Source organism: Verrucomicrobiota bacterium (genome assembly GCA_016871675.1).
Classification (GTDB): Bacteria; Verrucomicrobiota; Verrucomicrobiia; order Limisphaerales; family VHCN01; genus VHCN01.
This window is the reverse complement of record VHCN01000013.1, coordinates 56,424-67,577: the sequence shown is the minus strand read 5'-3', so window position 1 is coordinate 67,577 and position 11,154 is coordinate 56,424. Positions and strand designations below refer to the sequence as shown.

General features: G+C 67.7%; 8 protein-coding genes. All 8 read right to left on the bottom strand.

What is annotated here, in order from left to right; all coding sequences use genetic code 11:
* The coding region (locus tag FJ386_04945) for a hypothetical protein (GenBank protein ID MBM3876054.1) at positions 1-1,041 on the bottom strand (1,041 nt) is incomplete at its 3' end.
* Positions 1,042-1,577: 536 nt separating this feature from the next.
* Complete coding sequence (locus FJ386_04940) at positions 1,578-4,334, bottom strand: VWA domain-containing protein (protein MBM3876053.1); 2,757 nt, start codon at positions 4,332-4,334, stop codon at positions 1,578-1,580.
* A 1-nt stretch (position 4,335) separates the two neighbouring features.
* Complete coding sequence (locus FJ386_04935) at positions 4,336-6,498, bottom strand: VWA domain-containing protein (GenBank protein ID MBM3876052.1); 2,163 nt, start codon at positions 6,496-6,498, stop codon at positions 4,336-4,338.
* The gene (locus FJ386_04930) at positions 6,495-7,394 is read right to left on the bottom strand and encodes a DUF58 domain-containing protein (GenBank protein MBM3876051.1); all 900 of its coding nucleotides are present in this window, start codon (positions 7,392-7,394) and stop codon (positions 6,495-6,497) included. Before FJ386_04930 ends, FJ386_04935 begins: the two co-directional genes overlap by 4 nt.
* A gap of 190 nt (positions 7,395-7,584) precedes the next feature.
* Positions 7,585-8,967 carry a phosphoglucosamine mutase gene (locus FJ386_04925; GenBank protein ID MBM3876050.1) on the bottom strand — a complete coding sequence of 461 codons (1,383 nt, stop codon included), beginning with the start codon at positions 8,965-8,967 and terminating at the stop codon, positions 7,585-7,587.
* Entirely contained in the window at positions 8,964-9,416 is a 453-nt protein-coding gene (locus FJ386_04920; protein MBM3876049.1) for a hypothetical protein, read from the bottom strand. The genes FJ386_04925 and FJ386_04920 overlap by 4 nt, the downstream gene beginning before the upstream one ends.
* 12 nt (positions 9,417-9,428) lie before the next feature.
* Positions 9,429-10,352, bottom strand: coding sequence for a TIGR00159 family protein (locus FJ386_04915; protein MBM3876048.1), 924 nt, complete (start codon positions 10,350-10,352; stop codon positions 9,429-9,431).
* On the bottom strand, positions 10,349-11,137 hold the full coding sequence (gene folP, locus FJ386_04910; protein MBM3876047.1) for a dihydropteroate synthase: 789 nt from the start codon (positions 11,135-11,137) through the stop codon (positions 10,349-10,351). Before folP ends, FJ386_04915 begins: the two co-directional genes overlap by 4 nt.
* Positions 11,138-11,154 lie beyond the last annotated feature (17 nt).

Sequence of the window (11,154 nt, the reverse complement as noted above, 5' to 3'; positions counted from 1 at the left end):
ATTCACCCACATGCCCTTGCCACCGAGCGTCGCCAGTCCTGCAAACCCGTAGGCCGCCCCGTTGATGTTGCTGAAGGCCACCGTGTCGAGGTCATACCGGTCGGGGTTGAACGCGCCCGTGCCGCCGTTCTGTGCGTCGAAAGTCCGCGCGGCCGCCAGCGCGTCCGTCCGCAGCACGTTCACCGAGGCACCCGCGTAGAACGCCTTGGTCTGCGGCATCCGGAGCACCACCGGGATGTTCGAAACGGTGATCGACGTTTGGTTGCGCGAGTTCTCGATGAAGAACCGGTTCACGTTGGTCATCACCGCGTTCACACCCTGGAGCGTCACCGGCACCGTGGTGTCGTCCGAGAAGTCTATCCGGATCACCAGGAACCGCTTGGCGCCAAACGTATGAGATGGCGTGGGCGGGAACGCCATCGTCCCCGGCGGAAATGACCCGCCGCCGCCGCCGCCCGGTGCCCGCTGTCCCATCAGCCGCACATGCGGCCCCAATACGTTCTCGGCTGCGATCAGGTTCGCCTCGATGGATTGCGCGTCGCGGTCGCCTACCGCCGCCATCACGCCGTCGCCCACGTGCAGCGGGATGACGTTTGCGTCAAAACCCATCGCCGCGCCTTCGAGCGGATCGAGCTGCCGCACGGGGCTTTCGTGCAACGCCACCAAACCGTCGAGCGCGATCCCGTGCAGCGGGATGTTGTATTTCGTGGCCTGATTCGCTCGGCGGCCGTAGACGAACACCTTTTGCGAAACCCCATCCATCGTCACGGACCGGCGAAACTGGTCCTGCTTCGAAATGCCCGACCCGCAGACGATCAACACTTCGAGGTCGCCCCGGCGGCTGAACGGCATCTCCAACTCCTCGAGCACGGCCGCGGGCAGATTCGCGCGGGCATCGCGCGACACCGCCATCTCGAGCGCAAACGCCGGGTCTTCTCGAATCCACCGCGCCATCGCCTCCCGCCGGGCTTTTGCGAGCGCGACACCCTCGGTGGCCGAAGCCGCATCAGGCGTCGAGCCGGACGCAACCCGCGTTGCCATCCACGCACGGAAGGCGGCGAAGGGCGCGGCCTTGGCTTCCGGGCTGACGGCGGCGGATGCAGGAATCTGAACTCGCGCCGCCTTGCCCCGCCAATGGTCCCAAGGATGCGCCGGGCCGCCCGCCGCATCGCGGGGAACGGGGCTCGCCACCGCCGGAGCCCGGGACAATGCAGCGACAACAGGTGCGATCGGCCCGGATGGCACGACGGAGTTGTGCCGCAGCCACAGAATTCCCAGACCAAGACAAAGCGCAGCCAACGGGGCGCAAAGACCACGGTTTCTGGGTTTCATTCGGCTTGCCGGATACTGCGTGAAGGCATATTGAAATCAAGGCCGAATCAACTCCGGCGCAGCAAGTTTCCCTACAGTTTTTTCCCAAGTCCCGTCACGCGGTTTTCGGCGCGAGGGCTTCCTCCAACACCCGCAGATAGGCCGCTGCTGTGTCGTCCCACGAACAGCGCTGCGCGTGCTGCGCGATGCGCGAGACAAAGCAATCAAGGTCAAAAAGCCCTGGGAGATTCGTTGCGCCGCCAGTCTCAGATCATCCCCGCGCGCTTGCGAAGCACCCACTCCACGACCAGCAGCAAGATCACCGGGACGAACCACCAGTAGCTCCGCCACAGGACCGTGTCGCTCTCCACGACTTTCGCCTGGCTCAACGGCTTGAGACGCTCGGCGAGCGCGCCGAGATCCTCCTCGCGGAAAAACTCGCCCCCAGAGTGATGCGCCAGTTGCCGCAGCAGCGCCTCGTCGCAGTGCAGGTGCGTCATCTCACCCCCGGACTGGCCGGACACGCCGAATTCCGTCCGTGCCTTCGCCCCGGCTTCCGGATGTCCCTCCACCGTCACGCTCACCTCGTATTGTCCGGGCGCGAGCGGCGCGGTCCGGGCGCGATAGACGCCGCCGGAATTCTCATCTGCCGCGAGCGGCAGCGAGGCCACCCGCCTGCCATCGCGCGACAATTGCGCCTCGGCCTTCGCGCGCAGAAGCATGCCGCCCTGCGCGTCGCGCAACCGCACGCGGATATCCGCCGTGTCCCCGGGCTTGTAGTTCGCGGGCCCGCTGTCGAGCGAGACAAACTTGTCCTGCACAGGGAACGGCGCCTCCATGATGGCCTTGGCGGCCTGGTTCCAGAATTTCTGGTGATGCAAGTCGCCGACCTCAAACCGCCAGCGCCACGATTCATCGTGCGCGGCGTAAAGCACCCGGCCCGCGCCGAAGCGGCGGAACACGAGCGCCGCGGCGCGCGACGGACCGCTCTCGGCCTCCACCCAAAGTTCCGCACCCGGCAACGCCTGCGCCGGCGCCACCCAGTGCGGTCCGCGAAAACCCGCCCACGTTTCCGAGTTCGCCACGGGGTCCGCCAGCAGCGTGAGTGGCCCCGCGCCCACCGTCTGTGGCTTCACGACCAGACGCACCGGGCTCGCGCCCAGCGGCGCGCCCTGCCAGCGCACCGGCAACAGCGGCGCAATCGGCGTGCTGAGCAGGTTCGTCAAACCCTCCTGCCGCCCGTCGATGAAGACCAGTCCGCCGCCACGCTTCTCGACGAACTCCCGAAGCCAATCCAGTTCGTCGGTGCGGACTTGCGAGCGCTGCAGGTCGCCATACACCACGAGGCTGTAGGTGAACAGAAGCTCGCGGTTCGCCGGGAACATCCCGTTCGTGAGCCCGCGCTGCCACGGGCGCTGCTCGCCGCCCGCGCCCGCGAGCAGCGCGTTCACGTCCCACCGCTGGTCGCGCTCGAGCAGGTTGCGCAGGTAGCGGAACTCCCAGCGCGGACGGCCGTCGAGCAGCAGCACCTTCGGCTTCTGCGTGATCACCGTCGTGCGAAGGGTCGCCGTGTTGTTCGTCACGTCCTTCTCGCCAGGCACGGGCGGCACCGACACTTTCAACGCGAGCGGAAGCGTGGTGAACTTGAGGTCCTTGTCGAGCTGCCGCATCCGCGCCGCCACCAGATCCTTGATCGGGAAATCAAACGGCACCGCGCGCGTGTGCTTGTTCTCGGTCGAAAGCTGCTTCTCCCACAGCACCGTGCCCTGATGCTCGATGCGCAGCGTGAACGGCGTGCCGGCGCGCATGTCGTCCTTCAACACCACTTCGCCCTGCAACCGCGCGTCCGGCGCCGTCGTCTCGGGGCCTTTCACGTCGAGCACGGCGAGATCCGGCGGCGGATGCTGCGAGCCCGTGCCGACCACAAACAACGGCACGCCGCGGTTGCCCAGCATCTTCGCGACCTCCACGGGCGACGCGCCGGAGTTGTGCTGGCCGTCGGTGAAGAGCACCACGGCCGACTTCGCGCCCCCGCGCAGCGCCGTCACCCGCTCGCGCAGCGGGTCGCCGAGATTCGTCGGCGAGTTCGTCGGTGCCAGCGGAAGTTTCTGCGGCGCCTTCTGCGAAGGATCCACGCCGCCTGCGCCGGGCAGCCACGCCGTCTCGGCCTTGTCGCCCGCGAGCGCGACCAGCTCGACCTGGTGTTCCGACGCGAGCCGGTCGAGCATGCTGTGCCCGCCGCCGAGCAGCAACATTTCGAGCCGCTGCCAGCGCGGCGTGGCGTCAAGCTTCTTGAGCGCGGCGACGACGGTTGCGTCATTCGACGCGGCCACCCGCGCCACGTGCTCGTCGAACGCCTTGCGGGTTTCCCTTTCCCACTTGCCGGCGAGGGTGACCAGCGCCGCGAGATCCTGTCCGGCCTTCCGCGCATCCCGCCCGGCGCCGGCCGCGACGAGCTTGCGCGCGGGCGTGAGCAACTCGCGTTGAAAGGTGGCGGACTGCTTGGAAATGTCCGGCCACACGGTGCCGGGGACTTTTGCAAGCTGATCCCCTGCCGCCTCCACGTGTTCCACGAAAGCCCCGGTGACGGAAGGCAGGTCGGCCGCGGAGGAGCCGGGGGGCGCAAGCGTCGCAGCCTGCGCCGCGGCGAGGCGCGAAGCAACGCCGCGCAGCGTGACGTTGAACTTCTCGGGTGGCACCCAGCCAAGTTGCTGCGCGACGAGGAGCTTGCGCGGCACCTCCATCGCCTCGTCCGTGAGGCGCATGCTTTCGGAGGTGTCCACCAACAGCAGCACGTGCGCGAGTTCGCCGACAAGCTTGCGATGGTGCAACACCGGCCCGGCGAGCATCAACACCACGAGGAACACCGCCAGGGACCGCAGCACGGGCAACAGCCACGCGAGCGCGTCGCGCCTCCCGCGCGTCTCGCGCCGATACAACCCGAACGCCAGCGCCGCGAGCGCCACCGCCAGCACCAGCCCGCTCCCCAACCGCCAGTCGCCGATGAAACGCAGGTCCGTCATGTCATCGCCTTCCAGCGAACCACTGTTGAAGCGCCAGCTCCCCGAGCAGCAACGCCAGCACCACCCACAGCAGTGGCTTCCAGATTTCGCGCCCGAACCGCCGGCCGTGGTCGCGGTCCTGGTATTCCTTGAGCGAGTTCACCACCGTCGCGCCCATCGCCTTCGCAATGGCTTCGCGCTCGGCGGGCGAGAGCGGCCTGAGGTCGGACTCCTCGCGCGACGTGTTCGCGACAAAGTGCACCGTGCTGCCGTCCGGCCCGTTCATCACGTAAAGCCCCGGCTGGCGAGCCTCGGTGAACTCCGCAGTGGCGCGCGAACCCTTTGCCGTCAGCGCCACTTCATGCCGCAAGCCCGACGGGTCGGTGAAGACGGCGACCCGCCCCGCCTCGGCCTTCGGAAAAAAGGCGGCGAGCGGCTTGCCGACCTCGACGTTGCGCGGCGGGAACACGGTCGAGGCGAGATACGTCACGAGGCGCTGCATGAGCGGCAGGTAGAATGGCTTCACCGGGAGGTCGCCCCAGTCGGCGTCGCACGCGGTCGTGCATAACATCACGCGGCCCTCGCCCACGCGGCGCTCGACCAGGAACGGGTCGCCGGACGAGAGGTTCGCGATCACGGTGAGATTCGGGTCCGGCTCGCGCGGCAGGCGCAGCTTATACCAGAGCTTGATCTGCGCGTCGGCGAGCGAGCCGTTGCGCGGGTCGTTGAACAGTTCAAGCGCGGGATGCGAGTAATGCTCCGCGACGATGCGCGCGCGCGGCGCGTGGTCATCCGGCGAACCGCCGAGGGACGCGAGTTGGAGCGGCAGAAGCTCTTCCGCGCCCTGGCGGCCGGCGAAGACAAGGTTGTGCCAGTCCGTGTTCGCGCGGTTGCCGGGAAAGATGAGCAAACCGCCGCCGTCCTTCACGAAGTCGCGCAGCGCGGCAAGCTGCACGTCCGAAATCTGCCGCACGTTGGCGAGCACGGCCACGCGCCGCTGCGCGAGCGACGCCGCGCCAAGCTCCGCCGTCGGGATCACGCGCGTCTTGATGAGGTCCGTGAGGCCGGCCTTCGCCTGCCCAAACGGCTGCAGCGCGACCTCGAGGAAATCCGTCTCGCCTTTCAGCGGCTCCGGGCTGGGGTCGCCGTTGACGAGCAGCACCGGGACTTCGTTCCACACGGGGATGCTTGCGGAAAGCGAGTTGTCGGCCTTGAGCGCGTCGGCGTCGGCGTGGACTTCGACGACGTGCGAGCCCGCCGTGTCGAAGGCCGTGGTGAACAGCACCTGCCGCTGCTCGCCGGCCGCGAGTTGGATTTGCGCCGCAGACCGCTCGCGGCCGTCCACGCGGAAATAGACGCGCAGCTCCGGATAATCGCGCTCGCCGAAGTTGCGCACGTTGGCGCGCACGTTGAGCGTCTGCCCGATGCCGAGCACGAGCCGCGAGAAGTCGAGCGACTCGACGGCCACGTTGTCGCGACCGGGCGCGCCGACGTGGAGCAGCGTCACCTGCGGGGGGAGCGGCAGCGCCTTGAGTTGCTCGACGGCGCGGGCCCGGGCCGCAGCTTGTTCGTCCGACCAGCTCACCCTTTGGAAATCCGTCAGCACGACGATCTCGCGGTTCGGCTGCTGCATCCGGCCGACTTGCGCGGCCGCGGCCTCGAGCGATTCGCCGACCTGCGCCTTGCCGTAGCCGGCGTGCAGCGTGCCGAGTTCCTTCACGAGGCGCGGGACATCGAAGCCCGCGCCGTCGAGCAGCGGCCGCGCCCCGCCCGCCATGAGCAGCACCGAGAAATCCGAGCCGCGGCCCGCGCCCTCGATGATCTTCGTGGCCGTGTCACGGGCGGTGTTGAAGTTCGCCGAGGCGCCCGCGCCCGAGTCCATCGAGTAGCTGTTGTCGAGCAGGACGACGAGCGACGCCTTGTCCGCTCCAAGCAACCGCGCCGCACCCGTGAGGACGGGCCGCGCCATGCACAGCGCGAGCACGGCGGGGATGGCGCAGCGCACGAGCAGCAGGAGCAGATGATCGAGGTTGAGGCGGCGCTGGTTCTTCTCGAACGCGGTGTTGATGAGGTGCATCGCGCCCCAGCGCACCACGCGGAAGCGGTTCTTGTTGAAGAGATGGATCAGCACCGGCAGCGAAGCCGCTGCGAGACCGCCGAGCAGAATGGCGTTGAGAAAGGTCATCCTCGCGCGAGCCGCTTCGTCAGGTAAGCCGCCAGCGCCTCGGCATACGGCTGGTCGGTGACCATCGGAACGAGGTCTATCCGGTGCCGGTGGCACCCGGCCGTGAGTTCGTCCTGGAATTTCTTGAGATTGTCCAGATACGCCGCGCGGAATTGCGCGGGCTCGATCAGCCGGAACTGGCCGGGCACTTCGAGCGAGTCAAACTTGGTCCAGCGCTTGAAGGGAAACGTGAGCTCGTCGCGGTCGAGAATCTGAAACAGCAGAATCTCGTGGCGCGCGTGCCGGAACTGCGCGAGCGCGGTGACGAGGTCCTTCACCTCGCCGAAGCAGTCCGAGAGGATGATGAGCAGCCCGCGCCGGTGGATGCGCGGGACGAGGTCGCGGAAGACGGACGCGAGCGCGGTTTCGCCGCCGGGGTGGGCGGATTGCAACTCGTCCATGAGCACGCGCAAATGGCCGACGCCGGAGCGTTGCGGGATGTAGCGGCGGAGCTTCGAGTCGAACGTGACCATGCCCACGCTGTCGCGCTGCTGGAGCATGAGATACGCGAGCGCGGCGGCGAGCCGCGTGGCGTATTGCTGCTTGGAGGGCGAGTGGTCGCCGCCGTAGGCCATCGAGCCGCTCAAATCGAGCAGCAGCGTGGCGCGCAGATTCGTCTCCTCCTCGAACTCGCGGATGTAGAAGCGGTCGGTCTTGCCGAACACCTTCCAGTCGAGGCGGCGGATTTCATCGCCCTGCACATACTGCCGGTGCTGGGCGAACTCGACGCTGAAGCCCTTGTGCGGCGACTTGTGCAGGCCGGAGAAAAACCCCTCGACGACGAGACGCGCGACGACCTGCAGATTGGAAATCTTCTGCAGCTCGGCGGGCGAAAGGAAATCCGATACGTGCGCCATCGGTCAGTCTCGCGCGGGAGTTAACCACGAAGCGACACGAATGAACACGGATTATGGAAGCGCTGATTGAACCGCGAAGACGCACAGGTCACCGGGCGGCGAACGGGCGGACTCCCGCTGCGCCTGCTTCGTGACCTTTGGGCCTCCGTGGTCCACCCATTCCGTCAAATGCGTGACGCGTCCGGCCCGGCTACCCTCCCACCTGCGTCTGGATGGCTTCGGCGATTTTCTTGGAGTGTCGGTTGAGGACGGTGGTGTCGCGGCCTTCGAGGAGGAGTCGCGCCTTGGGCTCGGTGCCCGAGTAGCGCAGCAGCACGCGCCCGCCCGCGGGCTGCACCTCGGCCTCGGCTTCCTTGATCAAGGCCATCACGCCCTTGAGCTCGGCGAAGGGGCGCTTCTCCCGCACCTTGATGTTGGTGACGACTTTCGGGAAGCGCGCCCAACCCCGGCACAAGCCGGACAGGGCGACGCCTCCCGCCTTCATGATCGAGAGCACTTGCAGCGCGGCGACGAGGCCGTCGCCGGTGGTCGAGTAGTCGCGGAAGATCAGGTGTCCGCTTTCCTCGCCGCCGAAATTGAAGCCGCCGCGCAACATTTCATCGATCACATTCTTGTCGCCGACGTCGGTGCGGACGACGCGCCCGCCGGCGGCCTGCACCGCGGCGTCGAGGCCGGCGTTGCTCATGACGGTGGTGACGAGCGTCTTGCCCGCGAGCGTGCCGTGGCCGAGCATGTCGAGCGCGACGATGGCCATGATGTCGTCGCCGTCGAGCATCGTGCCGTTTTCGTCGCACAGGAGGACGCGGTCGGCGTCGCCGTCGTGCGCGATGCCGAGGTTGGCGCCGTATTCGCGGACTTTCGAGCACAAGGCTTGCGGGTGCATGGAACCGCATTCCTTGTTGATGTTGAATCCGTCGGGCGTGTGGCCGGAGACGAAGATTTCGGCGCCGAGTTCGCGCAGCACGCAGGGCGTGGCCTTGTAGGCGGCGCCGTTCGCGCAATCCACGACGATGCGCAGGTGGTCGAGGGTCTGTCCGCGCGGGAAGGAGGTCTTGGCAAACTCGATGTAGCGGCCGAGGGCGTCGTCGATGCGGACGGCCTTGCCGACCTCGAGCGCGCTGGGCCGGATGCCCTCGACGTCGCCACTGAAGACAAGGTCCTCGATTTGCGACTCGATGGGGTCGGCGAGCTTGAAGCCGTCGGGGCCAAAGAACTTGATGCCGTTGTCATCGTAAGGATTGTGCGACGCGGTGATGACGATGCCGGCATCGGCGCGGAGGCTGCGCGTGACATACGCGACGCCGGGCGTCGGCAGCGGTCCGATGAAGAGCACGTCGACTCCCATCGAGAGGATGCCGGCGGAGAGTGCGTTCTCGAGCATGTAGCCGGAGAGCCGGGTGTCCTTGCCGATGACGATCTTGTGTTTGCCGCGGCCGCGCGAGCCGAACTCGGAGTTCTTGAAGACGTGCGCGGCGGCGCGGCCGAGCTTGAGCGCGGTCTCGGCCGTGACGGGCTCCATGTTGGCGGTGCCGCGGACGCCGTCGGTGCCGAAAAGTCGTTTCTGGGCGCTCATGGATTCGGTTGCTTGTCCGCGTTCAGCCGTGGCGCGTTGGGTTGCGCGGCGGAGATTGTGACCTCGCGGGGCTCGACGTTCAAGAGCGTGACGCCCTCGGGCAGGTGCACGACCACGGGCTTGGTCCTGCCCACGATGTCGCGAGCGTCGGTGAGATTTACAAACACTTCGAAGTCGCGCGCCCCGAGCGTGCTCATCACCTCGAATGCCGCCGTGACGGTGATGTCCACCTCGCCGGGCGCAACCGTGAATCCGCGCGCATCGCCGGGCGCCTTGAGCATCGCGACGGCAAGTTTGCGGAAGGTGCGCGCTTCCAGCGCGCTCTCGGCCTTCGCGACCGGGTCCGGCTGGCGGCTGATCTTGATCTTCACCGTGCCCCACACGACCACGGCAGCGAGCACGGACACGAGCTTCACCCAGAAATCTGTGACGATCAGGTCGCGGAGCATCGGCGGGCGGGGTCAGGGCTTGGCCGTCGCCTTCGCAGGCGGGACGGACGGCGGCGCGGCGGTGGGGCGGGCGGATTTGGCGGCGGTGAACGGGCCCGGATCGGAGTGCGGAGGCGCGGGGGCGGGCCGCTCCTTCAACCAGGCCTCGACGTGGCTTCGCAGCCATTCGAGGACGTTTTGCGGGCGGCCTTGCGGGATGAGTTCCGCGGTGAGGAACGAACGAAGCGCCTCGACCGTCACGTTCTTGGTGAACTGCCCATTGTGCGCATACGAGAGCTGGCCGGTTTCCTCGGAGACGACCACGACGAGCGCGTCGGTCTCCTCCGCAAGCCCGATGGCCGCGCGGTGGCGCGTGCCGAGCGACTTGCTCAGGTCGGGTCGCTGCGTGAGCGGGAAGATGCACGCGGCGCGGAGGATGCGGCCGTTCTTGATCACGACGCCTCCGTCGTGGATGGCGTTGTTCGGGAAGAAGATCGTCTCGAGCATCTCGGGCGTGGATTCGCAATCCACGACGATGCTGCTCTCGACGGCGTTCTGGAGGTCGATCTTCTGCTCGATGGCGATGAGCGCGCCGATGCGGACATCCGCGAGGCGCTCGACCGTCTGGATGATGACCTCGATCTTCTCGCGCTGCTCTCGCGCCGTGACAAACAGCCGCTGCGTGCCGAGCTCGGCGAGGAGTTTGCGCAACTCGGGCTGGAAGATCACGACGGCCGCAAGCGCGGACAGCGTGAGGACCGCGCTCAGCAGCCAGCTCAGCACCTCGAGCTTGAGCGCCGCCGTGACGAACGCAAGCGCCAACAGCACGAGCAACCCGTTGACGATCGGCGCGCCCCGCGTCCGGCGCAGGAAGTTGTAGGCGTAATAGATCACCACCGCGAGGAGGAGAATCTCCACGCCGTCCCGCCAGTGCTCTTTGATCGGGGTCCAGTTCATCGGATGTCCTGCGCGCCGAGGGCCTCGGCCATCCGGAGCGCCTGCGCGGTGGCCGCCACGTCGTGCGTGCGGAACACGTTCGCGCCGTCGCGCGCCGCCGTCACCGTGCATGCCAGCGCCGCCGGAAGCCGCGCCGCAACGCCAGCGCCGAGGAGTTGCCCGAGGAATGACTTGCGGGAGACTCCGACCAGCAACGGGCGCCGGTGCTTTGTAAACCGCGGAATGGCCGCGAGCAATTTCAAATTGTGCCCCACCGTCTTCCCAAAGCCGATGCCGGGGTCAAGCGCCAGTTGTTCCGCCGCCACGCCGTGCGGCGCGAGCCACCGCAACCGCTCCGCGAAGAACCCGTCCACTTCGGCCGCCACGTCGGCATAGGCCGGGGCGCGCTGCATGGTTTGCGGCGTGCCTTGCATGTGCATGACCACGTAACCCGCGCCGGCTTCGGCGACGACCCGCGCCATCGCGGGGTCGGCGCGGCTCGCGGCGATGTCGTTGACGATGCTCGCGCCGGCGCCGAGCGCGGCGCGCGCGACCGCGGGCTTTTGAGTGTCGATGGAGAGTGGGATGCTCACGCGCGCGGCGAGCTGGCTGATGACGGGAAGCACGCGGCGAAGTTCCTCGGCCTCGGAGACGGGTTCCGCGCCGGGGCGCGTGGATTCTCCGCCGATGTCGAGCATGTCGGCGCCCTCGCCGGCGAGTCGCAGTCCGTGGGCGACGGCTTTGTCCGCGTCGAGGAACTGCCCGCCGTCCGAGAAGGAGTCCGGCGTGACGTTCACGATGCCCATCACCAGTGCGGGACGGG

Bases quoted from the DNA above. Each gene is read 5' to 3' on its own strand.
- FJ386_04940 (MBM3876053.1), bottom strand. From the start codon at position 4,334: ATGACGGACCTGCGTTTCATCGGCGACTGGCGGTTGGGGAGCGGGCTG.
- FJ386_04935 (MBM3876052.1), bottom strand. From the start codon at position 6,498: ATGACCTTTCTCAACGCCATTCTGCTCGGCGGTCTCGCAGCGGCTTCG.
- FJ386_04930 (MBM3876051.1), bottom strand. From the start codon at position 7,394: ATGGCGCACGTATCGGATTTCCTTTCGCCCGCCGAGCTGCAGAAGATT.
- FJ386_04925 (MBM3876050.1), bottom strand. From the start codon at position 8,967: ATGAGCGCCCAGAAACGACTTTTCGGCACCGACGGCGTCCGCGGCACC.
- FJ386_04920 (MBM3876049.1), bottom strand. From the start codon at position 9,416: ATGCTCCGCGACCTGATCGTCACAGATTTCTGGGTGAAGCTCGTGTCC.
- FJ386_04915 (MBM3876048.1), bottom strand. From the start codon at position 10,352: ATGAACTGGACCCCGATCAAAGAGCACTGGCGGGACGGCGTGGAGATT.
- folP (MBM3876047.1), bottom strand. From the start codon at position 11,137: ATGGGCATCGTGAACGTCACGCCGGACTCCTTCTCGGACGGCGGGCAG.